Origin of the sequence: Kitasatospora humi (genome assembly GCF_020907985.1) — a bacterium.
Taxonomy (GTDB): domain Bacteria; phylum Actinomycetota; class Actinomycetes; order Streptomycetales; family Streptomycetaceae; genus Kitasatospora; species Kitasatospora humi.
Genome location: NZ_JAJJPA010000035.1, coordinates 41,862 through 65,073, shown reverse-complemented (window position 1 = coordinate 65,073; position 23,212 = coordinate 41,862). Strand labels below are relative to the sequence as shown.

General features: G+C 71.9%; 19 protein-coding genes and 1 riboswitch. Of the genes, 6 read left to right on the top strand and 13 right to left on the bottom strand.

Annotation, left to right across the window (positions count from 1 at the left end):
* Window positions 1–2: 2 nt before the first annotated feature.
* From scpA to nicT, 6 genes are all read right to left on the bottom strand, one after another.
* Window positions 3–2,213, bottom strand: a complete 2,211-nt coding sequence (gene scpA / locus LN042_RS26585) for a methylmalonyl-CoA mutase (protein ID WP_230053913.1) — start codon at window positions 2,211–2,213, stop codon at window positions 3–5.
* Window positions 2,210–4,093, bottom strand: coding sequence for a methylmalonyl-CoA mutase small subunit (gene mutA / locus LN042_RS26580; RefSeq protein WP_230053912.1), 1,884 nt, complete (start codon window positions 4,091–4,093; stop codon window positions 2,210–2,212). The genes scpA and mutA overlap by 4 nt, the downstream gene beginning before the upstream one ends.
* A 285-nt stretch (window positions 4,094–4,378) precedes the next feature.
* Entirely contained in the window at window positions 4,379–5,176 is a 798-nt protein-coding gene (locus LN042_RS26575) for an ABC transporter ATP-binding protein (protein WP_230053911.1), read from the bottom strand.
* The gene (locus tag LN042_RS26570) at window positions 5,173–6,174 is read right to left on the bottom strand and encodes a FecCD family ABC transporter permease (RefSeq protein WP_230053910.1); all 1,002 of its coding nucleotides are present in this window, start codon (window positions 6,172–6,174) and stop codon (window positions 5,173–5,175) included. The genes LN042_RS26575 and LN042_RS26570 overlap by 4 nt, the downstream gene beginning before the upstream one ends.
* A 49-nt stretch (window positions 6,175–6,223) precedes the next feature.
* Complete coding sequence (locus LN042_RS26565; protein WP_230053909.1) at window positions 6,224–7,234, bottom strand: ABC transporter substrate-binding protein; 1,011 nt, start codon at window positions 7,232–7,234, stop codon at window positions 6,224–6,226.
* A gap of 417 nt (window positions 7,235–7,651) precedes the next feature.
* Complete coding sequence (gene nicT, locus LN042_RS26560; RefSeq protein ID WP_230053908.1) at window positions 7,652–8,761, bottom strand: Nickel transporter NicT; 1,110 nt, start codon at window positions 8,759–8,761, stop codon at window positions 7,652–7,654.
* A 34-nt stretch (window positions 8,762–8,795) separates the two neighbouring features.
* Window positions 8,796–9,010, bottom strand: a riboswitch (cobalamin riboswitch).
* Window positions 9,011–9,093: 83 nt separating this feature from the next.
* Here nicT and LN042_RS26555 point away from each other — a divergent pair.
* The 5 genes from LN042_RS26555 to LN042_RS26535 all read left to right on the top strand — a co-directional run bounded on the left by LN042_RS26555 (window position 9,094) and on the right by LN042_RS26535 (window position 14,586).
* A complete protein-coding gene (locus LN042_RS26555; protein ID WP_230053907.1) occupies window positions 9,094–9,459 on the top strand; it encodes an ArsR/SmtB family transcription factor in 366 nt (121 codons plus the stop codon).
* A 301-nt stretch (window positions 9,460–9,760) separates the two neighbouring features.
* Window positions 9,761–11,170 carry a Y4yA family PLP-dependent enzyme gene (locus LN042_RS26550; protein ID WP_230053906.1) on the top strand — a complete coding sequence of 470 codons (1,410 nt, stop codon included), beginning with the start codon at window positions 9,761–9,763 and terminating at the stop codon, window positions 11,168–11,170.
* Window positions 11,167–12,486, top strand: a complete 1,320-nt coding sequence (locus LN042_RS26545) for a pyridoxal-phosphate dependent enzyme (RefSeq protein ID WP_230053905.1) — start codon at window positions 11,167–11,169, stop codon at window positions 12,484–12,486. Before LN042_RS26550 ends, LN042_RS26545 begins: the two co-directional genes overlap by 4 nt.
* A 12-nt stretch (window positions 12,487–12,498) precedes the next feature.
* Complete coding sequence (locus LN042_RS26540) at window positions 12,499–13,683, top strand: aminotransferase class V-fold PLP-dependent enzyme (protein WP_230053904.1); 1,185 nt, start codon at window positions 12,499–12,501, stop codon at window positions 13,681–13,683.
* A 117-nt stretch (window positions 13,684–13,800) separates the two neighbouring features.
* The gene (locus LN042_RS26535; RefSeq protein WP_230053903.1) at window positions 13,801–14,586 is read left to right on the top strand and encodes a class I SAM-dependent methyltransferase; all 786 of its coding nucleotides are present in this window, start codon (window positions 13,801–13,803) and stop codon (window positions 14,584–14,586) included.
* A gap of 159 nt (window positions 14,587–14,745) precedes the next feature.
* Here the strand turns inward: LN042_RS26535 and LN042_RS26530 are convergent, their stop codons facing one another.
* From LN042_RS26530 to LN042_RS26500, 7 genes are all read right to left on the bottom strand, one after another.
* Complete coding sequence (locus LN042_RS26530) at window positions 14,746–15,975, bottom strand: GTP-binding protein (RefSeq protein ID WP_230053902.1); 1,230 nt, start codon at window positions 15,973–15,975, stop codon at window positions 14,746–14,748.
* Between the two features lie 103 nt (window positions 15,976–16,078).
* Complete coding sequence (locus LN042_RS26525; protein ID WP_230053901.1) at window positions 16,079–17,290, bottom strand: GTP-binding protein; 1,212 nt, start codon at window positions 17,288–17,290, stop codon at window positions 16,079–16,081.
* A 68-nt stretch (window positions 17,291–17,358) separates the two neighbouring features.
* Window positions 17,359–17,610 (bottom strand): type B 50S ribosomal protein L31, encoded by a 252-nt coding sequence (locus LN042_RS26520; RefSeq protein WP_230053900.1) that lies wholly within the window; start codon window positions 17,608–17,610, stop codon window positions 17,359–17,361.
* A gap of 21 nt (window positions 17,611–17,631) precedes the next feature.
* On the bottom strand, window positions 17,632–17,796 hold the full coding sequence (rpmG, locus tag LN042_RS26515; RefSeq protein ID WP_109886461.1) for a 50S ribosomal protein L33: 165 nt from the start codon (window positions 17,794–17,796) through the stop codon (window positions 17,632–17,634).
* Window positions 17,797–17,985: 189 nt separating this feature from the next.
* Window positions 17,986–20,802, bottom strand: a complete 2,817-nt coding sequence (locus LN042_RS26510) for a SpoIIE family protein phosphatase (protein WP_372495826.1) — start codon at window positions 20,800–20,802, stop codon at window positions 17,986–17,988.
* 285 nt (window positions 20,803–21,087) lie between these two features.
* The gene (locus tag LN042_RS26505; protein ID WP_230053898.1) at window positions 21,088–21,384 is read right to left on the bottom strand and encodes a hypothetical protein; all 297 of its coding nucleotides are present in this window, start codon (window positions 21,382–21,384) and stop codon (window positions 21,088–21,090) included.
* Window positions 21,385–21,580: 196 nt separating this feature from the next.
* Entirely contained in the window at window positions 21,581–22,447 is an 867-nt protein-coding gene (locus LN042_RS26500; RefSeq protein WP_230053897.1) for a class I SAM-dependent methyltransferase, read from the bottom strand.
* Between the two features lie 72 nt (window positions 22,448–22,519).
* Between LN042_RS26500 and LN042_RS26495 the strand changes: the two genes are divergently transcribed.
* Window positions 22,520–23,185 (top strand): PadR family transcriptional regulator, encoded by a 666-nt coding sequence (locus LN042_RS26495; protein ID WP_230053896.1) that lies wholly within the window; start codon window positions 22,520–22,522, stop codon window positions 23,183–23,185.
* Window positions 23,186–23,212 lie beyond the last annotated feature (27 nt).

Below are 23,212 nucleotides of genomic sequence, written 5' to 3'. Positions count from 1 at the left end.
GCTCACAGCTCGTGGCCGAGGTCGGCGGCCAGGGTGGTGAGCAGGTCGAAGGCGGCGTCCGGGATCACCGTGCCCGGCGGGAAGACCGCGGCGGCGCCGGCCTCGTGCAGGGCCTCGAAGTCCTGGGGCGGGATGACTCCGCCGACCACGATGGTGATGTCCTCGCGCCCGGCCTCGGCGAGTTCGGCACGCAGCGCCGGAACCAGCGTCAGGTGTCCGGCGGCGAGCGAGGAGACGCCGACGATGTGCACGTCCGCCTCGACCGCCTGCCGGGCCACCTCGGCGGGGGTCTGGAAGAGCGGGCCGACGTCGACGGTGAAGCCGAGGTCGGCGAAGGCGGTGGCGATCACCTTCTGGCCGCGGTCGTGCCCGTCCTGGCCCATCTTGGCGACCAGGATGCGGGGGCGGCGGCCCTCCGCCCGTTCGAAGCGTTCGACCAGGTCGCGGGTGCGCTGCACGGCGGTGGACGGTCCTGCCTCGTCGCGGTACACACCCGAGATGGTACGGATCTGGCCGGAGTGGCGTCCGTACACCTTCTCCAGTGCGTCGGAGATCTCACCGACGGTCGCCTTGGCGCGGGCCGCGTTCACCGCGAGCGCCAGCAGGTTGCCGTCCAGGCTGCCGCCGCCCGCCGGCCCGCGCTCCGCCGAGGCGGTCAGCGCCCGCAGCGCGTCCTGGCAGGCGGCCTCGTCGCGCTCCGCGCGCAGTCGGCGCAGCTTCTCGATCTGCTGGGCGCGGACCGAGGAGTTGTCGACCTTGAGGACGTCGATCTGCTCGTCGTTGGCCACCCGGTACTTGTTGACGCCGATGACCGGCTGGCGGCCGGAGTCGATCCGGGCCTGGGTGCGGGCCGCGGCCTCCTCGACCCGCAACTTGGGGATGCCCGCGTCGATCGCCTTGGCCATCCCGCCCGCCGCCTCGACCTCCTGGATGTGCTGCCAGGCGCGCGCCGCGAGGTCGTGGGTGAGCTTCTCCACGTAGGCGCTACCGCCCCAGGGATCGATCACCCGGCAGGTGCCGGACTCCTGTTGCAGCATCAGCTGGGTGTTGCGGGCGATCCGCGCCGAGAAGTCGGTCGGTAGTGCCAGCGCCTCGTCGAGGGCGTTGGTGTGCAGCGACTGGGTGTGGCCCTGGGTGGCGGCCATCGCCTCGATGCAGGTGCGGGTGACGTTGTTGAAGACGTCCTGCGCGGTGAGCGACCATCCGGAGGTCTGCGAATGGGTGCGCAGCGACAGCGACTTGGCGTTCTGCGGAGCGAACTGCTTGACCAGCTTGGCCCAGAGCAGCCGGGCCGCGCGCAGCTTGGCGATCTCCATGAAGAAGTTCATGCCGATCGCCCAGAAGAACGACAGCCGTGGTGCGAAGGCGTCCACGCCCAACCCGGCGTCCAGGCCGGCCCGCAGGTACTCGACCCCGTCGGCCAGGGTGTAGGCGAGCTCCAGGTCGGCGGTGGCCCCGGCCTCCTGGATGTGGTAGCCGGAGATGGAGATGGAGTTGTAGCGCGGCATCTTCTGCGAGGTGTACGCGAAGATGTCGGAGATGATCCGCATCGAGGGCTGCGGCGGGTAGATGTAGGTGTTGCGGACCATGAACTCCTTGAGGATGTCGTTCTGGATGGTGCCCGCCAGTTTCTCGGCCGGCACCCCCTGCTCCTCGGCCGCCACGATGTAGAGCGCCAGCACGGGCAGCACCGCGCCGTTCATCGTCATCGACACCGACATCCTGTCCAGCGGGATGCCGTCGAACAACTGGCGCATGTCGTAGATGGAGTCGATGGCCACGCCTGCCATGCCGACGTCGCCGGTCACCCGGGGGTGATCGCTGTCGTAGCCGCGGTGGGTCGGCAGGTCGAAGGCGACCGACAGGCCCTTCTGCCCTGCCGCCAGGTTGCGCCGGTAGAAGGCGTTGGACTCCTCCGCGGTGGAGAAGCCGGCGTACTGGCGGACCGTCCACGGCTGGTTGACGTACATGGTCGGGTACGGGCCGCGCAGGTACGGGGCGACACCCGGGTAGGTGCCGAGGAAGTCCAGGCCCGCGAGGTCCTCGGCAGTGTACAGCGGCTTGACGCCGATGCCCTCCGGGGTCTCCCAGAGCAGCTCCTCGGCCTCCTTGCCGGTGGCCTGCCGCCAGGCGGCCCGCCACTGCTCGTTGGTGACGGGCTCCTCGCCCGTCGTCTGCGCGTCGAGTCCGATCTCCGCGAAGTCGGGAATCACCGGGCCACTCCGATCTCATCGAGGAGCGCGGACAGCAGCGCGACCGCGTCGCCGCCCGCGAACACGAACTCGTCCACCCCGGCCCGTTCGAGGGCCTCCCGCAGCTCGCCGGGGCGGCCCGCCAGCAGCACCCGCCGGGCACCGGCGGCCTTCAGCGCGGCCGCCACCGCCTTGGCGTGCTCCGCGTAGAGCCGGTCGCTGGAGCACAGGCACGCCACGGTCGCGCCACTGGCGGCGAACGCCTCGGCCAGCGCGGCCGGTTCGACGCCTTCGGCCAGCGTGGTCTCGATGCCGCCCGCCTGGAAGAGGTTGCCGGCGAACGAGGACCGCGCGGTGTGGGCGGCCGCCGGCCCGAGCGCGGCCAGGAACAGGCGCGGGCGCGCGCCGTGGCCGGCCAGGTGCGCGTCGGAGCGGGAGCGCAGCGCCTCGAACGCCTCGGCCCGCCGGACCCGGGGCAGCCCGCCGCCGAGCGGCGCGGGTGCCGCCGTGCGGAGCAGCGGCTGCTCGTGGAGGTGGGGGAACTCGCTGACGCCGGTGATGGGTTCGCGGCGGCGGGCGAGGGCGGTGGAGCGCTCGGCCCAGGTGTCGGCGATCCGCTCGCCGACCAGACCGGAGACGAGGGCGGCGCGCTGGCCGCCGGCCCGCTCGAGCTCCTGGAACCACGCCCAGGCGGCCCGGGCCAGTTCGTCGGTGAGCTGCTCGACGTACCAGGAGCCGCCGGCCGGGTCGATGACCCGGGCCAGGTTGGACTCCTCCAGCAGGATCGCCTGGGTGTTGCGGGCGATCCGCCGGGCGAAGGCGTCCGGGAGCCCGACCGCGCTGTCGAAGGGCAGCACGCTGACCGCGTCGGCGCCGCCGACCCCGGCGGCCAGGCAGGCGACCGTGGTGCGCAGCATGTTCACCCACGGGTCGCGCTCGGTCATCATCACGCTGGAGGTGACGGCGTGCTGGCGCTGCGCCGCGGCCTGCGGCGAGGCCCCGCACAGCTGCGCCACCCGGGCCCACAGGCGCCGGGCCGCGCGGAACTTGGCGATGGTCAGGAACTGGTCGCCGTCGGCGGCGTAGCGGAACTCCAGCTGCGCGCAGGCGGCGTCGACCGTCAGCCCGGCGGCGGTGAGTTCGCGCAGGTAGGCGACCGCGGTGGCGAGCGAGCAACCCAGTTCCTGGGCCGGGGAGGCACCGGCCTCGTGGTAGCCGAGGGCGTCGACGGTCAGGGCGCGCAGGCCCGGGTAGCCCTCCGCGCAGCGGCCGGCCAGCGCGGCGGCCTCCAGGAGCTGCGCATCGGTGTCGGCATCCTTGCCGGTCCGGGCGAGCAGGCCGAGCGGGTCCGCGCCGAGGTTGCCGGCCGCAGCCTCGGCAGGCACACCGCGCTCCGCGTACAACCGCAGCAACTGCTCCGCCGCGTCACCGGTTTCGGTGCCGGCGTCGAGGACGACGGCAGCCAGGTCGAGGTAGACGCCCGCAAGGACGTCCGGCAGCGCCGCCACCGGAAGACCGGCTCCGCCCACCTCCAGCCAGAGCGAGGTCACCCCGTTCTCCAGGTCGGCGAGCACGGCCTCGTTGGCCCGTCGGGGGTCCGGGTCGGCGTGGCGCTGGCGCACGTCCCAGCCCGACACCGCCGAGCCCTGAGGCCGGCCGCCCCGGACGAACGGCGGGAAGCCCGGGTAGCCGGGCGCGGCCGAGCTGTCCTCGGCGGTGTACAGCGGGCGGACGCGCAGTCCGTCCTGGAGTTCGGTGGAGAGGGCTTCCTCGGCCTGTACGCCGGCGACGTCCTGCGCGCCGGACTTGCGCAGGACGCCTTCGACGAGGTGCTGCCATCGCTCTCGGGTGGTGTCCGGGAACTCGGCGGCCAGGGGGAGCCCTTGGGGCAGGACCGTCATAGCGGAAGGTTAATGCCCGTCAGCCGGGTTCCTGCAGGCCCTGGGCGTGTGACGTCGAACTCGCTGCACTCCGCGGCGCCCGGAGTGCCCCACGGTCGGGCCTGCGGCGTCACGGCAGCACCCGGAGTGCCCCACGGTCGGACCTGCGGCGTCACGGCAGCACCCGGGTGTCCGCCGGTCGGACCTGCGGCGTCACTGCAGCGCCCGGAGTGCCCGACGGTCGGACCTGCGGCGTCATGGCAGCGCCCGGATGTCCGCCGGCGCCGGGTGCGCCGCCGCCGGGCGTCAGGCCCGACTGCCGCGCAGCGGGGTGACCACGGGGCGGCCGTCGGTGTCCGTGGTCACCGACACCCGGGCCGCGTAGACCCGGGCGATCACGTCCTGGGTGATGACCTCCGCGGGCGTGCCGCTCGCCACGACCCGTCCGCCGTCCAGCAGGACCAGCCGGTCGGCGTACTGGGCGGCGGTGGTCAGGTCGTGCAGGGTGGTGACCACGGTCAGGCGCCGGGAGCCGCGCAGTTCGTCCACCAGGTCCAGGACGTGCTGCTGGTGTCCGAGGTCCAGCGCCGAGGTGGGTTCGTCGAGCAGCAGCAGCCGGGGTTCCTGCGCCAGGGCCCGGGCGAGCGCGGCGCGTTGCCGTTCACCGCCGGAGAGCGCGGCCAGGCGGCGGTCGGCGTAGTGGCCGAGGTCGAGGGCGCCCAGGGTCTTCGCCGCGGCCCGGCGGTCGTGCTCGCCGGGGTTGGCGAGGTAGCCGAGGTGCGGGGTGCGGCCCAGCAGCACGTAATCCCGGACCGTCATGTCCGGTGGCAGGACCGGGGTCTGCGGCACGTAGGCGATCAGGCGGGCCCGGTCGCGGGTGCGCAGGCGGGTGACGTCGGTACCGTCGACGTGCACGGTGCCGCGGTGCGGGAGGAGGCCCGCGATGGCGCGCAGCAGGGTCGACTTGCCGGCGCCGTTGGGGCCGATCAGGGCCAGCCAGCCGCCGGGGGCGACCGCGCAGGAGACCGAGCGGACCACGGGGGTACGGTCCAGGTCGACGTCGAGCCCGGCCACGTCGAGCCCGCTCCCGGTGACGGTTGTCATGTGCGCACCGAGCGGGTGGAGCGCAGGATCCAGATGAACGCCGGTGAGCCGATCAGCGCGGTGACGACGCCGATGGGCAGCTCGGCCGGCGCCACCACGGTGCGGGCGAGCGTGTCGGCGAGCACCAGGAAGCCGGCGCCGAAGAGCATGGAGAGCGGCAGGACCCGCCGGTAGGAGGACCCGGCCAGCCGGCGCACCGCGTGCGGCACGATGATCCCGACGAAGCCGATCAGCCCGCTCACCGCCACGGCACCGGCCGCGGCCAGCGCGCAGCCGGCCACGACGACCAGCCTGATCCGCCCCGGGTGCATGCCCAGGGAACGGGCCTCCTCGTCGCCGACGGACAGCACGTCGAGGTGGCGCCCGTGCAGCAGCACGACGGTGACGGCGACCGCGAGGTAGGGCAGGATCTGCCCGGTCTGGTGCCAGGTGGCGGCGGACAGCGAGCCCAGCAGCCAGGAGTAGACCCGCTGGATGTCCTGGGTGGAGCGCTGCAGCAGGTAGGTCTGGACGGCGGTCAGGAACATCGACACCGCCAGCCCGGCCAGCAGCAGCGTCGAGGTGCCCGGGCCGCCCGCGGCGCCGGCCAGGTAGGCGACGGCGACGCCCGCCAGCGACCCGACGAACGCGGCCACCGGCAAGGCCGCCGGTGACGAGGTGCCCAGGTGGACGATGGCGATCGTGGCGCCGAGTCCGGCACCCGCCGACGAGCCCAGCAGCGAGGAGTCGACCAGGGGGTTGCGGAACACGCCCTGGTAGCCCGCGCCGGCCAGCGACAGCGCCCCGCCGACCAGCGCCCCCAGCACCACGCGCGGCAGCCGGATCTGGAAGAGCACCGCACGGTCCAACGGGCCGAGCCCCGAGGACAGGTGCACGAACGGCAGCCGGTCCAGCAGGGCGGCGGCCGTCCCGAGCGGGTTGAGGTCCGCCGCCCCCGCCATCGCGCCGACCAGCACCGCGGCGGCCAGGAAGGCCACCGCGAAGCCGTAGGCACGCACGGTGCGAGCGCGCGACCGGCCACCGCTCACCACTGGTGTCCGCCGTCCGTCACTGCGCGGGCGCCTTCTCGACCGCCTGAGCTATCTCCTTGACCAGCTCGGGCAGGCGCGGGCCCCAGCGGGAGGCGATGTCGTCGTCCAGGCCGATGACCTGACCGTTCTTCACCGCCGGGATGCCCGCCCAGCCGGGCCGTGCCGCGACGATCGCGGGACTCTGCCCGCCGTCGGAGGCCGCGTTGTCCGAGAGGAAGATCAGTTTCGGCTGCGCCGAGACGATGTACTCCTGGGCCAGCTGGGGGTACCCGCCGTCGGAGGCCTTGTCCGCGGCGTCGGCGATGTTCTTCAGACCGAACAGCGAGACGACCTGTCCGAAGAAGGTCGAGGAGGTCGCCGAGTAGTAGGGGTTGGCGCTCACCTCGTAGAAGTAGTTCAGGTTCGCGTGGGTGGTCCCGGCCTCCTTGACCGTGGCGGCGATCTGCGACTTCATGTCGGACACCGTCTGCGCGGCCTGAGCGGCGTGGCCGGTGGCCTGGCCGATCTGGTCGATCTGCTGGTAGGCGTCGTCGAGCTTGGCCGCCGCGGGCTCGATCAGCACCGGCACGCCGAGCTTGGTGAGTCCGGCGACCAGCCCGCCCGTGTCCTGCGAGGCGATGACCAGGTCCGGGTTGTACTTGACGATCGCCTCGATGTTGGGGGTCAGCCCGCTGAGGCTGGAACTCGGAACACCGGAGGGGTAGTTGGAGGTCGAGTCCACCGCAACGACCTGCTTGCCGGCCCCCACCGCGTACAGGTCCTCGGTCGCCGTCGGGGAGAGCGAGACGATGTGCTGCGGCTGGCTCTTGATGGTGACGCCGCCGTTCGCGGTGCTCACCGTGACCGGGAACGACGCGGCGGCGGCCGACGCGGAGGGCGTGGCGGACGAGGCGCTGCCGCCGGAGCTCTTGGAGCTGCCGCAGCCGGCGAGGACGGCCGTGGCCGCGACGATGGCGGTCGCCGTCGACAGGGCACGGACGAGCGGCGTGCGCCGGAGCGGCCGGAGCTGGTCAGGGTGGTGCGCCATGCGCCACTTCCTCCCGTGAGGGCGGGGCAGGGCCGACCCGTGATCGGCCGGGGCGAGCGCGCACCGACAAAGACGGATCGCCCTTGCCCACGAGGGTCGATGTCGTAACGCGGCAGGAGGCGGCCTGGCTCGGCCCCCGGGACGGGGCCCTCACAGTTGCGGGACAGCGCCGGACTCGCCCGCGTGCACGGGCCCACCGGCTTCGCTGCCTGGCGCGCTGCCGGATACCCGCATGATCGTGCAGGTGTCCGACCGCGGCACCCTAACATGTCGGCCACCTGGGAGCCCGGTGCGGCCGAGTGCTCTTCGGCCCCTTGCACGGGTCGACCGGATCCCGTGGGACCGGGACCGCGCCGTCCGCACTCGGCGGTGCGGACCCGCGGTCCCGGCTGAGTCCTGCGGATCGGCCTCATCGCCTCATCGGCCGCTGGGCCAGCGGCTCTCGACCTTGGCGAGGCGCCAGTACGCGAGTGCGCAGGCCCAGACCACGACGAACAGGCCGACGATGACGAAGCCGACGTTGTTGAGGTCGATGCCGGAGATCCAGTCGGTCACCGGGTCGGTGAGGTCCAGCTGGTCGTGGAACACGCCGATCAGCTCGATGCTGCCGATCAGGAAGGCGACGGCGATGGAGAGCCCGGTGATGGTCAGGTTGTAGTAGACCTTGCGGATGGGGTTGGAGAACGCCCAGTGGTAGGCGAAGTTCATGAAGGTGCCGTCGAGGGTGTCGAACAGGCTCATGCCGGAGGCGAAGAGCAGCGGCAGGCACAGGATCGCGTACCAGGGCAGGCCCGCGGCGGCGCCGGAGCCGGCCATGGCCAGCAGGACCACCTCGGTGGCGGTGTCGAAGCCGAGGCCGAAGAGCAGGCCGATCGGGAACATCTGGCCGGGGCGGGTGATGGACTTGGTGAGCCGGCCGAGGATGCGGTTCAGGAAGCCGCGGTTGTCGAGGTGCTTCTCCAGCTCGTGCTCGTCGAACTGTCCCTGCCGCATGGCCTTGAAGACCCGGTGGATCCCGGCGAGCGAGACCAGGTTGAGCGCGGCGATCAGGTAGAGGAAGCCGCCCGAGACGCTGGTGGAGACCACGCCGAGCACCTGCTTCGTGCTGGAGTTGTCGCTGGTGAGAGTGGTGGCGATGTGCGCGCCGGCTGCGACCAGGCCGGCCAGCAGGCACACGATGGTGGAGTGCCCGAGCGCGAACCAGAAGCCGACCGAGACCGGCCGCTTGCCGTCGGCCATCAGCTTGCGGGTGGTGTTGTCGATCGCGGCGATGTGGTCGGCGTCGAACGCGTGCCGCATGCCCAGGGTGTAGGTGGTGACGCCGAGTCCGAGGCCGAAGACCTGGGTGCCGACGCTGTAGTGGTGCGGGGCGACCATCGTCAGCAGTACGCCGAAGGCGACCACGTGCATGGCCGCGATCACGGCCACCAGGCCGCCGGTGCGGATCCAGTCCCTTCTCTCCCACCGCAGCGACGTGGTGGCCGCACTCGTGGGGGCGGGCGCAGCAGCGGTTTCGGGCATGGTCATCTAAGGCAGCCTCTCCAACACCTCGTGGACAGTTCTCGTGGCTCATGCCGTGGCCGGTCTCCTGGCTGACGGGTCAAGCGTTCCCGCACCCGGCCTTCCCAGACGCACAGCGCCCAGTGACCGCCCGCCGGCACGCGGCGGGGATGGTGCGGAGACTTCCCGATTCACAGTGGCGAGGGCCGCTCCGGACTTGCTGTGCCAAGGCACAGTGCACCGGTCTTCCCGAACACCACGGCGGGAGACACCGTAGGGGCCGCGAGTCCTCGCCCACAAGCCTGCAAAGCTGTGCATGTGTTGGACATCACCGGCGCACGGTGGTGAAGATGGCCCCCATGCACCTGGTACCCGAGGACCGCGCGCACCGGCGCGCCATCGACGAGCACAGCGTCTGTGAGGCGATCGCCGGCATCGGCGACCCGGACACCGTCCGCACCTGGGCCGAGCGGTTCTCGCTACTCGCCGATCCGAACCGGCTGTCCGTGCTGCTGGCGATCCACCGCGCGGGGCCGATCGCCGTCACCGACCTCGCCCTGGCGACCGGCGTCAACGAGTCGGCGGTCTCGCAGATCCTGCGGCTGCTGCGGGTCTCGGGAACCGTCGCCGCGACCAAGGACGGCAGGGTCGTCCGGTACCGGCTGGTCGACCACGACACCGCGACCCTGCTCGAATCCGTCCCCGCGCTGCGTCAGGCCGGGTGAGCAGGGGCAGCGGTGACAGGCTCGCCTCGGCAGTGTCTCTCCAGCGACCCGGTCGGCGTCCCGCCACCGGGGGAGGTGGCGCTGATCGGCCGACGGTATTTGGCCGGTTCTGGTGGCATGGTGCTCGCCGGTGAGCCGAAGGCCTGTCAGCTGAACTCGAAAGTCGTTATCGTGAGCTTCAAGAGCCAGCGCTGGACGGCCGGTTGTGCCGGTGCTGCGCGTAGGGAGTTCTCTCGCGGGGAGGCACGTGCACTTACCGCCGTTGTACCTGGACCCTCGTGTGGAACCGCTGCTCCGATCGGTGCTGCAATCCACCGACTTGCTGCACACCCTGGTGGATGGCCTGGGCTCTCCGCTGAACCTGGTGCTGCCGGAGCAGATCGTGGCGAGCGTGGAGCGGTTCCGTGCCGTCTACCGGCGCCACCACCTATCCGGCGGGATCTTCTTCGCGCACAAGGCGAACCGCTCCAGCGCCCTGGTGCGGCAGCTCGCGGCGACCGAGGCGGGCATCGAGGTCGCCTCGCTGGCTGAGCTGCAGCACGCACTCGGCGCGGGCTTCACGCCGGACCGGATCACGGCCACCGGGCCGAAGAATCCGGAGTTCCTCTGGCTGGCCGCCCGCGCCGGTGCCATCGTCAACGTCGACTCGCGGGCCGAACTGCTGGAGCTGGTTGCGCTGGTCGGCAGGCACGGGCTGCCCCGGGTGCGCGTGATGCTGCGCCTGTCGGCGTTCGAGGCGCCCGGCGTCACGGTGCTCAGCCGGCCGAGCCGGTTCGGCACCCCGGTGGCCGAGGTGGCGGGCCTGCTGGAGGCGGTCGAACGGCACGGCGACGCGGTGGAGCTGATCGGGGTGTCCTACCACCTCGACACCATCGGCCTGGCCGAGAAGGCGGTGGCGCTCGAAGCCTGCGTCAAGGTGATGGACGAGTGCCGGCGTCGCGGACTGCGGCCGCGTGCCATCGACATCGGCGGCGGGTTCGGCGTCGACTACCTCGCCGACGAGGGGCAGTGGCAGCGCTACACGAGCGAGCTCGGCAACGCCGTGCTCGGCCGGCGGCCGGCGTTGACCTGGCAGGGCCACGGCTACGGGCTGCGCGCCGAGGCCGGCACGCTGCGCGGGACGCTGGGCCTGTACCCCGCCCACCGGCCGGTCGCCGCCGCGGACTACCTGGACGAGCTGCTGTCGCTTCCGGCGCCCTCCCTGGGCCGCCCGCTGGCCACGCTGCTATTGGAGAACCTCTACGACCTGCACATCGAGCCGGGCCGCGCCCTGGTCGACCAGTGCGGGGTCACATTGGCGAAGGTCCTCCAGGTGCGGCACACGTCGAGCGGTGAATGCCTGGTGCGCGTCGAGGGGAACGCCGGCGACATCGGCCTGGAGGCTCGCGGGGTGCTGATGGACCCGATCGTCGTCCCCCGGACCGGCGGGCGCCCCGGGCCGACCGAACCGGTCGGCGTGTACCTGGTGGGCAACCTGTGCCTGGAGGCCGATCTGATCACCCGGCGGATGGTCCACCTCCCCGGCGCACCCGCCCCGGGGGACCTGCTGGCCTTCGCCAACACCGCGGGCTACGCCATGGACTTCGACGCCGACCACGCCCAGCAGCAGCCCATCGCCCGCAAGGTCGCCGCCTACCAGGCCAACGGCACCTGGCGCTGGCGGCTCGACCCGCAGTACTGGCCCAACGTTCCCACGGGGGAGGCGCAGTGAGATACGAGAGCATCACCGAAGCGATCGGCGACACCCCGCTGGTCCGGATCAGCCCGCTGGTCCACGGGCTGAAGAACATCGACCTGTACGCCAAGTTGGAGATGCTCAACCCGTTCGGATCGGTGAAGGACCGGGCCGCCTGGAGCATGGCCCGCCCCCGCCTGGACGGCGCGGTCGAGCGCGGTGACACCATCGTGGAGCTGTCGAGCGGCAACACCGCCAAAGCCCTGGCCGTCATCGCCGGAATGCACGGGCTGCCGTTCAGGAGCGTGACGAACCGGATGAGGGTCCCCGAGGTAAAGGACCTGCTCCTGCTGCTCGGCGCACAGATCGAGGAACTGCCGGGGCAGACCGAATGCCTGGACCCCACCAACACCGACGACCCGCTGACCAGGATCCACCGGATGCTCTCCGAGGCGGACAGCGGCTACCTGCACACCGACCAGTACTACAGCCCGCTCAACACCGAGGCGCACCTCACGGGCACCGGGCCGGAGATCCTGCGCGACCTCGACGGCCGGGCCCCCGACTACTTCATCGCCTGCGTCGGCACGGCCGGCTCCTCCACCGGGGTGGCGTCCGTCCTGCGCCGCAGCAACCCGGCGATCGAGGTCGTCGGACTGGTCGCCGACAAGTCGGACTTCATTCCGGGCATCCGCAACATCGACGAGGTCCACGAGGTCGGTCTCTTCGATCCCGACACCTACGACACCATCGACACGGTGACCGCCGACGAGGCGATCGACGGGCTGCTGGTCCTGAACCGTCGCTGCGGCATGCTGGCCGGTCCCACCGGCGGCGGCGCCTACCACGGCGCCCTGCGCCACTTGCGGGCGGTGGACGAGGAGTTGACCGAGCGCAGGACGGCCGTGTTCATCGTCTGCGACCGGATCGAGAGCTACCTGAGCTACGTCCGCCAGCGCCGGCCGGAGCTGCTGAACCAGCCACCGCGACGGAACTCGGTGGCGACGCTGACCGAGGCCGAGCTGGCCGCGGTCACCTCGATCGACGTGGACGCGGCCCGCAAGTGGATCGCCGCGGAACACCCGTTGGTGGTCGACCTCCGCGGCTCCTTCGCGTATGCCGCGCTGCACATCGAGGACTCGATCAACATCGTCGACGAGCTGTTCGAGGAACTCCTGCACGGTGGACTGCCGTTCGGGAAGAAGCAGCCGGTGCTGCTGGCCTGCCCGGTCGGTGAGAAGTCGGTGCGGTACGCGGCCCTGCTCACCCGGATGGGACATCCCGACGTGCGCAGCCTGGCCGGCGGCATCATCGGCTGGCGCGATGCCGGCGCTCCGCTGGTCCGGGACTGAGTGGCGGGCATCATGTCCGTGCTCGACGATCTCCAAGACTGGCAGGCCGAGTTGCGGGCCCAGTTCCCGATCATCACGGCCAACCCGGACCAGGCCTACCTCGACAGCGCGGCGACCTCGCAGAAGCCGCAGGCCGTCCTCGATGCCGTCCACGCCTATCTGACCACGGCCAACGCCAATGCCGGGCGGGGGAGTTACCCCTGGGCCAACGCCACCACCGCGCTGGTCAACCGGACCCGGGAGCGGGTCGCCCGGTTCCTCGGCGACCCGGACCCGAGCCGCTCGGGCGTCCACTTCGTCAGCGGCGCCACCGAAGGACTGCGCACGGTGGCGCTCGACTGGCTGCCCGCCCACCTGCGCGACGGGGACGAGATCATCGTGCCGTTCGCCGACCACCAGGCGAACGCACTGCCCTGGTTGGAGGCGCGGGACCTGCTGGCCCGCCAGGGCGTGCGCATCACGGTGCGCGAACTGCCCTACCAGAAGTCGTCGTTCGACTATGACACGAGGGCGTTGGCCGAGCTGGTCACCGAGCGGACCGCGTTCGTCTCCGCCACCCATGTGCACCACGTCTACGGCGGCAACATGAACGTGCACCGCCTGCGCGCGGCCGTCGGCCCGGACGTGCCGATCTGCCTCGACGCCGCGCAGAGCGTCGGACACCTGCCGGTGGACGTCGCGGCACTCGACGTCGACTTCGTGGTCTTCTCCGGTCACAAGGCGATGGCCCTGCCCGGCAGCGGGGCGATCTGGGCACGGAACCTGCGCGGCCCCCACTTCACGCCCGGCGGCTGGTCCGGCACGCCCAACACCGCCGGAATAGCCGCGCTGGAAGCCGCCCTCGACTGGCTGGACGCGGCCGGCTTGGACCGGATCGAGCAGTGGACGGTCGCGTTGGCCGCCCGCCTCACCGACACCCTGCGCCGGCTGGACGGCTACGAGGTCCTCGGCTGCCAACTGAGCCTGGCCGCCGACTCCGTGGTCCAGCGGCGGGAGGGGATCGTGACGTTCCGCCACCGCGGGATCGGCGCCAGTGACCTGGGCTTCATCCTCGCCGCCCAAGGCTTCATGGTGCGTGCCGACGGACACTGCCAGGGCCGGGCCGGTGAGCGGGACAGCTCCGTGCGGGTGAGTCTGCACGTGTACAACACCGTGGCGGAGATCGACCGCCTGCTCTCCGTCCTGACCACGATGTGACGAGCCTTCCGAACAGGCTCGCGAAATGGTTTTCGTTTCCATTTGATGTACAGTGGGCACCGAAGCCGATCGCAGCGGAATCGCAGTGGAACCGCTGCGGAGAGGAGCCCGCCCGCCATGCCCGAGAACGCCCGCCTGCAACCCGGTGCGCATTCTCCGGCGAGGTCGGGCGACTGGGTCGAGCGCTGGGAGCGTCAGCAGGAGCGGTACGCGGTGGACCGCGAGGAGCGGTTCACCGTGATCGCCGATGTGGTCGAGCACGTGACCCAAGGCCAGGAACGACCCCTGCTGGTCGACCTCGGCAGCGGGCCCGGCTCGCTCTCGGTGCGGCTGGCCGCCCGCCTGCCCCGTGCGCGGATCATCGCGGCGGACATCGACCCGCTGCTGCTGGAACTGGGCCGCTCGCACCACGCGGAAGCGGTCCGCTTCGTCGAGGTGCTGATCGGCCAGCCGGGATGGGTCGACGCCCTGGAGCTGGACCAGCCGCTGGACGCGGCGGTGTCCAGCACCGCCCTGCACTACCCGGAACCGCAGACCCTGCGGGAGATCTACCGGGACCTCGGCGGCGCGCTGCGCCCCGGCGGAGTCCTGGTCAACGGCGACCACCTGGTCCCGGAAGACCCCGTCCTCGCCGGCTTCACCGAGCTGGTCGGCCGCCGCCACCTCGGGCGGCACGGCGTGGCGAGCGCTGAGGACTGGCCGAGCTGGTGGGCCGGCGTGGCGCGCGAACCCGGGTTCGCGGAGCTGCTCACCGCACGCGAGCGGCAACCCGCTCCGGCGGCCGGCGACGGCAACGGCCTGTCGGCGGCCCAGCACGAACGGCTGCTGCGGGAGGCCGGGTTCCGGCATGTCGGGCCGGTCTGGCAGTACGGGAGCAGCTGCGTTCTGGTCGCCGTGCGCTGAGCGTGCGGCGGCAGGCCGGTGGTGCCGTGGGGGCGCCATCGGAGGACGGTCCGGTCGACGGCCGTGGGGGACGACGACCGGACCGTGGCCACGGGGGAGGGCGGTGAGGCAGGCAGCAGCCGGCCTCACCGCCTTCGGTATGGGCCCGCCTCCCGGCCCTCATGGTGCGGCGGGCTGGTCCTGTCCCGGGCCGCCGAGCAGTGGGTCGGGCAGGTCGCGCCAGCAGTCCGGGCCGAGGGCGAGCTCGTGGTCGGCGAGTTGTACGGCGTTCAGGATGGCGTGCAGTCGCACCGGGTCGAGGTCCGCGCCGGTGAAGACGATCTCGTTGCGGCGCTCACCGTAGTAGTCGTCCCAGTACCAGGAGGCGAGGGTCCGCCGCGTCGGCGAGGCGTGCCGCCAGTGCTCGGCGGCACCGTCCTCCAGCCAGTCGCCTGCCGCGCGCAGTTCCAGGTGCCGACCGGCCGATCGCCAGGTCACCACCGTGCCAGGGCGGTTGGCCAGCCACAGGTGACCGCGGCTGCGCGTGACCGACCGCGTCACCTCGGCCAGGCAGCCGGCCAGCCGCTCCGGGTGCAGCGGGCGCCGGGTTCGCCACAGCACCGACGAGATGCCGTGGTCGAGCAGCGGCCGTCGCACGGGCGCGCGGACGGGCTCGAAGGCGTCGGCCAGTGCTGGAGCGGCCTGCCGGGAATGGGGATCGACCAGCGCTCGCCGGACCTCCGCGGCTGCCCGGTGGTCGCGGAGGTCCGGCAGGCGCAGCAGTGTCGCGAACGGGTTGAGATGGGTGAGCAGCGCGCACGCCGCCCGATGGCCGTCCGCATCCGCCTGGGGTGCGACGGGAACGACCAGCCGCCCGGCGGCTTCGACAACACGCGCGGCGGCCTCGGCCACCGTGACCGCCTCGGTCCCGTCGCCGCCGGCCCGGAGCGTGACCGTGCGGTGGGTGCAGCGCAGGTCGCGGAGGAAGTGCCGCGGATCGATGGCGACCGTGACCGGTGCCAGGTCGTAGCGGCGGGACAGGGGCGTTGTGCCGATGGGAGCGCGCCACAGGTCGGCGAGGAACGGCGTGGTCTCCAGGCTGTTCGGAAGCACCAGGACGACGTGGTGACCGGGGAGGGCGCGGGAGATGGCCGCCAGGTCCTGACGGATGATCACTGCCGGGTCGCCGGTGGCCGAGCGGATGACCGCCAGGTCGGCGGGCAGGTCGTGCCCGGAGACGAAGCGTTGCACGGTCGGATAGCGGCCACTGCCGGCCCCCACGGCCACCGCCAGGGCCAGCGTGTCTCGGTTCCCGTGCAGCAGGAGGTCCACCAGGCGCCCGCTGATTCCGGTCGTGTTGCCGCAGACCACGCTCAGCAGGTTGCGCCCGTGGCCGGTGCCGCTGTTCACCGCTGTCTCCCTCGGGGTCGGTCGCCGAGTTCACCGACGAGCACGTGGACGGGAGCCGGCACGCCGGGGAGGCGTGAGGCGTGTCGTCGCGGTCGGTGCGAGGTCAGTGGGCGTGGGCCGGTGCGGTGGGGCAGTACTCGGCCCAGGCCGGGAACTGGTCGTCGTAGGCCGACCAGGCGTCCGGTCCCGCCGTGAGCTCCGCGTCCGTCAGCAGGCACTCGTCCAGTGCGGTGCGTAGCCGCTCCGGGCGCAGTCCGGTGCCGATGAAGACCAGCTCCTGGCCGCGCGCGGCCTCGTCCGAGCCGTCCAGCGGCTCGGGGCGGGAGGCGTGCACGCCGGAGGGTTCGAACCGGGCGACCGCGCCTGCCTGGGACCAGAGGCCGGTGACGGTGGGGCGGGTGGCGAGCTGGAAGAAGCCCTTGGAGCGCAGGACGGTGCCGAATTCACCGGTGTCCAGGCGGTGGCTGACCAGTTCCCAGAGGCTCTCGGGGTGGAACGGCCGGTCGGCGCGGTAGACCAGGCTGGAGATGCCGTACTCCTCGGTTTCGGGCACGTGGTCGCCGTTGAGTTCGGCGACCCAGCCGGGGGCTTCCTGGGCGCGGGCGACGTCGAAGCGGCCGGTGCCGAGGACTTCGGCGGGCGGGATCCGGCCGAAGGTCGAACGGACGATCCGGGCGGCCGGGTTGAGGCGGCTGAGGGTGGCCGAGAGCGTGTCGGCCGCCTGGGGGGTGATCAGGTCGGTCTTGTTGAGGACGATCACGTCCGCGAACTCGACCTGGTCCATCAGGAGGTCGCTGACGGTCCGCTCGTCGTCCTCGTACTGGTCCAGGCCGCGTTCGGCGAGGTCGTACCCGGCGCGCAGCTCGGGCAGGAAGTTGGCGGCGTCGACGACGGTGACCATGGTGTCCAACCGGGCGATGTCGCCGAGGGTCGCGCCGTCGTCGCGGGCGAAGGAGAAGGTGGCCGCGACCGGCATCGGTTCGGAGATGCCGCTGGACTCGATGAGCAGGTAGTCGAAGCGTCCTGCGCGGGCGAGCCGGTCCACTTCCTCCAGCAGGTCGTCGCGCAGGGTGCAGCAGATGCACCCGTTGGTCATCTCGACCAGCCGCTCCTCGGTGCGCGAGAGCGCGCCGCCACCGTCGCGGACCAGGGCCGCATCGATGTTGATCTCGCTCATGTCGTTGACGATGACCGCGACGCGCAGGCCCTCCCGGTTGTGCAGGAGGTGGTTGAGCAGGGTGGTCTTGCCGGCGCCGAGGAAGCCGGACAGGACGGTGACGGGCAGCGGCGTGGCGGGAGTGGCATGCTCCGGCACGAGCGGCTCCTTGCGAAGTGGGCCCCGGCCGGCGTGAGTGCGGGCCGGGGCGGGCGGGTGTCGGTGGGTCAGCTGCGCTTGGTGCCGTAGCGGCGCTGGAAGAGCTCGACGCGTCCGGCGGTGTCCAGGACACGGGCGGTGCCGGTGTAGAAGGGGTGGCTGGCTGCGGAGATCTCGACGTCGATGACGGGGTAGCTGTTGCCGTCCTCCCACTCGATGGTCCGGGTGCTGGTGGCGGTGGAGCGGGTGAGGAAGGCCAGGCCGCCGGCCTTGTCGCGGAAGACGACGGGGCGGTACTCGGGGTGGATGCCGGACTTCATGGGAGTACTCCTTCGGGGCGGTCAGCGCTCTTCGCGGAAGTCGACGTGCCGGCCCACGACCGGGTCGTACTTGCGCAGCACCAGGCGGTCCGGGTCGTTGCGGCGGTTCTTGCGGGTCACGTACGTGTAGCCGGTCCCTGCGGTGGACCGGAGCTTGATGATCGGGCGCAGTTCGTTGCGAGCCATCGGGAACGTCCTTCCAGGATCGGTCGACAACACTATACCGAAATGGAAGTCGTTTTCATCTAATCGCTTCCGCCAGGACGGGCCGTGCGCCCGCGCGCTACGGCGGCACGAGGGCCCTTCTGGTCGCCGGCGGTGACGTCGTGGGCGACACCAGGTCACGCGCACGTGGTGCCCGCGATCCGCGTGATGTCACAGCAGCATCGCCTCGAACTGGAACTGGGGTGCGACCAGTGGTTGTTCGGACCAGATGACCTTGCCGCGGGCCGTGTACCTGGTGCCCCACCGCTCGGCCAGCCGGGCCACCAGGAACAGGCCCCGGCCGCCCTCGTCGGTGAGGGCGGCGTAGCGCAGGTGGGGGGCGGTGCTGCTGCCGTCGGAGACCTCGCAGACCAGGCTGGTGTCGCGCAGCATGCGGACACGGATCGGCTGGGAGCCGTAGCGGAGGGCGTTGGTGATCAGTTCGCTGAGGATCAGTTCGCTGGTGAAGGCCAGTTCCTCCAGGCCCCAGGCGGTCAGCTTGTCGGTGCACGCGTTTCGGATGCGTGAGACGGCAGTGAGGTCGTCGGGCACGTCCCAGGTGGTCACCTGGTCGGGCTCGAACAGGCGGGCGCGGGCGATGAGGAGTGCGATGTCGTCGCGCGGGCGCGGCGGAACCAGCGCCTCGAACACGGCCTGACAGGTGTCCTGGGGGGATGCATCGACCGGGGTGCCGGCCAGGGTGGCACGCAGTGCGGCGAGTCCGGTGTCCAGGTCGCGGTCGGGGTTGGTGACGAGTCCGTCGGTGTAGAGGACCAGCGTGGTGCCGGGCGCCAGCTGGAGTTCGGTGGTTTCGAAGGGCAGGCCGCCCACGCCGAGCGGCAGTCCGGCGGGCAGGTCGATGAACTCCACGCTGCCGTCGGTGCGGACCAGCGCCGGCGGTGGGTGGCCCGCCCTCGCCATGGTGCAGTGCCCGGAGACCGGATCGTAGATCGCGTACAGGCAGGTGGCGCCCGTCACCGTCCGATCGCCATCGCCATCGCCATCGCCGTCGCTCCCGCTCTCACTCCGGACCGTGACATCGCCGTCCCCTGGGCCCATCTCGCCCTGGTCGAGCCGGGTGACGAGTTCGTCAAGGCGGGCGAGCAACTCGTCCGGGGGCAGGTCGAGGGCGGCGAAGTTGAGAACGGCCGTGCGCAGTCGGCCCATGGTGGCCGCGGAGTGCAGGCCGTGGCCGACGACGTCGCCGACGACCAGTGCCACGCGGAAGCCGGGCAGTGGGATGACGTCGAACCAGTCCCCGCCGACCGTGTGCAGTGCCGGCAGGTAGCGGCGGGCCACGTCCATGGCGTTCTGCTCGGGCAGTCCATGGGGCAGCAGGCTGCGCTGCAGCGTCTCGGCCATCCGGTGTTCGCGGGTGTAGCGGCGGGCGTTGTCGACGGTGATCGCCGCGCGGGCGACCAGTTCCTCGGCGAAGGCGACGTCCTCCTCCCCGAACGGCGCGGACCGCTCCGCGCGCCAGAAGCTGACCGTGCCCAGGATCAGACCGCGCGCTCGTAGTGGCGCGGAGATCAGCGAGTGGATCCCGAAGGCGAGGATCCGGCCGGTGGTCCGCGGGTCACGTGCCCGCCAGGCGTGTGCCTGGTGCAGATCGGCGGCCAGCGTGGCGCGCCCGGTCTCCAGGGTGGTGGCCTCCGGGGTGCCGGGCAGCGGACTGATCTGCGAGCCCATCGGGTAGAACGGCCACTCCTCGCTGATGCCGCTGGCGGCCGCGCGGAGGATCCGCTGGCCCTGCCCGATGCCCAGGAGGTCGGCGAGCGGCTCTTCACCGCGGAGCACCGGCTCCGCCAGTTCGACCGTGGCGAAGTCCGCGAACCGAGGCACCGCCACGTCCGCCAGTTCCTGCACGGTCCGCGCCACATCCAGGGTGGTGCCGACCCGTAGCCCGGCGTCGTACAGCAACTCCAGCCGGGCCCGCGCCGCCTCGGCCTGCCCGGTCAGCGCCCGCAGCTCGGTGGTGTCCCGGACCGTCGCGACACTGCCGGACTCGCCGCCGAACGGCGCGGTCGGTCGGTTGCTGACGGCGAGCAGCCGCTCTCCGGCCGGGTGCACCTCGTCGGTGGCGGCCTGCCCCGAGGCCAGCAGCTCCGCCAACCCCGGATCGAGCCCCAACTCGGCGACCGGCCGTCCATCCGCCTCGGGCGGCAGCTCCAGCAACCGCCGCGCTTCGTCGTTCGCCAGCACCACCCGACCGTCGCCATCGACGATCAGCACACCCTCCCGGACCGCGTGCAGCACCGCGTCATGGTGTTCGTACATCCGTGCCATCTCGGCCGGGCCCAATCCGCGCGTCTGGCGGCGCAGCCGCCGCCCCACCAGCGCCGCCCCGCCCAGGCCCGCGGCGAGGGCGGCGGCCGTGCCACCGATCAGCACCGGCAGCTGCCGGCTCACCGCGCTGCCCGTGTGCGCGACGGTGTAGCCCACGGTCACCAGGCCGGCGACCGAGCCGTCCGGCCTGGTGACCGGCGCGACGGTGTCCGTGTCGTGTCCCAGTGGGGTGACCTCCTGGTAGCTGAACGGCCCCTTCAGGGCTTGCTGATAACCGCCGTAGACGTGCTGTCCGATCAGCTCGGGGTGGTCGGTGGAGGCGTAGCGGATCCCGTCGGTGCTGAAGAACACGATGTAGTCGAAGCCACCGCGCCGCTGCACGTCCACGGCCAGCGGTTGCAGCACCGCGGTCGGATGGGCGCTGTCCATGGCGGCCGCCACCCCGGGAGACTGCGACAACGTGATGGCCGCGGCGCGCGTGCGGTTCTCGGCCTCGCTCGTGGCGTGGTTGCGGGCCTGCAGGATGAGCGCGGTCAGCGCCGCGCCGGCCAGCAGCACCACCACGAGCAACAGGCAGAGGAACACCTGTCCGGCGACGCTGCGCACCCGCAGCCGCGAGCGCAGCCGACTCCACGTGGACCGGCGGTCCCCCGGTCCACCGGCTTCCGCGCCCCCTGGGGCGTGGTCGTCCCCTGCGTGCATCCAGGCCGTCCCCGCGCATCCGAGTGTCGACTCCTCCTCCACGCTGCCACCTGGCTCGAAGATGCGCATGCCTGAACCCCCGGATGACCGCACACACGGGCCGGTGGTGGGGGTGGGGCGTCCCGAACGGACCGCACCATGGCGGGACCTGCTCGACGCCGTCACCCGGCCTCTTCGACAGCAGAGCACGCGGTCCTGCGTGACCCGCTCGGAGCAGCCCGTCAACTCGTGGTACGGCTCGGGCCGGCGACGCACGCATTCGCGGGCCCGAGCCGGACCGGTGGCTCAGCTGTGCCCGGCCTTGCGCAGGCCGCTCTGGACGTCATCGAGGTTCATCACCGGGATGAACTCCACCTTGGCGCCGAGCTCCACGAAGAAGGTCTCGGCGATCGTGGGGATGTCGGACGGTTCCTTCAGGTCGAAGACGATGAAGGCGGTGCGTTGCCCGTTCTTCGCGCCGAAGTAGGAGGCCTCCGGGCGAAGCGGCTCCAGCGCCGTTCGCATGAGTCCACCCAGCCTGTTCTCCTGGATCGCCTTGTTCGCCTTCTCGGTGTCCATCTCGACGGTCAGCAGCATCCTCATGGCTTCCTGCCTTTCGTTGGCGTCCGGCACCCTGTGCCTGTCCGCCATCGTGGCGAGAACCGGGCGGCGGTGCCGCCGGGGTGGGCCATCAGGGGCTGCGGGTGACGGTGACGGTGCTGCTGTGCCACTTCGGCCGGCAGCATTCCCACCGGGAGGGCCGGCGGCGCCGTGGAGGGTTGCGCCGTCGGCGGGGGTGTCAGCCCGTGGTGTCCTGCCGCCGGGCGGTGATGAGCCAGGTGCCGGAGTCGAAGAGCACTCCGGAACGGGTCGCGTGGGCGTCGATCGTGGTCCGCAGGTCGGCCAGGGCCCGGTTGCGGTCGGCGTCGTCGAGGTCGGTGAGCATCCAGCCGAGGAGTCCGGTGACGAACCGGTGCGCCTGGTCGGCGTCGGGGCCGAAGTGCATGGGTGCGCTGACGGCCTCGAAGGTCGGTTCGTCGAATCCGGCGGTGGTGAGGAGGGCGCGGACCCGGTCGGGGTCGGCCAGGGAGAAGGGCCCCGGTGCGTCCGGTGGCGGAGCCGGTAGCGTGCGGCCGGCGGCCAGGGCGGAGGTCAACTCCGTGAACCACGGGTTGTGCGACGGTGCTTGCCATACGAGTTGCACCAGACGGCCGCCGGGGCGCAGGGCCCGGGCGGTGTTGCGGAAGGCCGCAGCGGGATCGGCGAAGAACATGGTGCCGGTGCGGCTGATCGCCGCGTCGAACGGCTCGGCGCCGAAGTCGTGGATCTGGGCGTCGGCCTGCGTGAAGTGGACGTTGCGCACGCCCTCGTGTGCGGCCGTGCGCCGGGCCACGGTGAGCATCTTCGCGGACAGGTCGACTCCGAGGGCCGCGCCGTCGACGGCGCGGCGGGCCGCGTCGAGGGTCGTCCGGCCGGTTCCGCAGCCGATGTCGAGGACCCGCTCCGCAGGGCCGATGGCGGCCGTGTCCAGGAAGCGGGTGTGGTGGCCGCCGACGGCCGCGTCGAACTGCGCGGCGTTCGCGGCCCAGAAGCTGCCCTCGTCGCCGTCCCAGGCGCGTGCCTGCTCCGCGTTCGAGGGGTCCACCAGAAGGGTCTTCGTACTCATCGAACTCGCCTTGCTTACTCCCCAAGGGACTATGATGTCTGATATGTCCGGAATACTCCCCTGGGGAGCAAGATGTCAAGGGCTTCGGAACTCACCACCACCTCCTACGCCATCCTCGGCCTGCTCGCCGTGCAGCCCTGGAGCACCTACGAACTGGCCAGGCAGATGGACCGGAGCCTGGGACGGATCTGGCCCAGGGCCCAGAGCAAGCTCTATGAGGAGCCGAAGAAGCTGGTCCGCCACGGCCTCGCGGAAGCGACCAGGGAATCGGTGGGTCGCCGCCCCCGCACCGTCTACTCGATCACCGATGACGGCCGGCGCGCGCTCGCCCAGTGGCTGCACGAGCCCGGAACGGGACCGGTGCTGGAGTGCGATCAGCTCCTCAAGATCTTCTTCGCGGAGAACGGATCCCGCGATGACGCGCTGGCCACCCTTCGTGCGGCCAGGGCCTGGGCCGCCGACCGCAACCGCGAGAACCTCGCCGTCGCCCGCGCCCACCTGGCCGGCCGGGCCCCGTTCCCCGAGCGCGCCGCGCAGACCCAGCTCGTGGGCCGCTTCCTCACCGACTACTACCGCATGGTGGACACCTGGGCCCAGTGGGCGATCGAGCTCGTCGAACAATGGCCGGCCGACCCGAGGAACGCGACGCCCGACCCCGACGCGATCAGGGAGACCGTCCGGCGCGCCGGCTGGAGCGAAGCCCCCGGCTCGGACGACGCCGGCTCCCGCAGGCCCTGAACCCGGCTCGCCGCCCCGCCGGAAAGT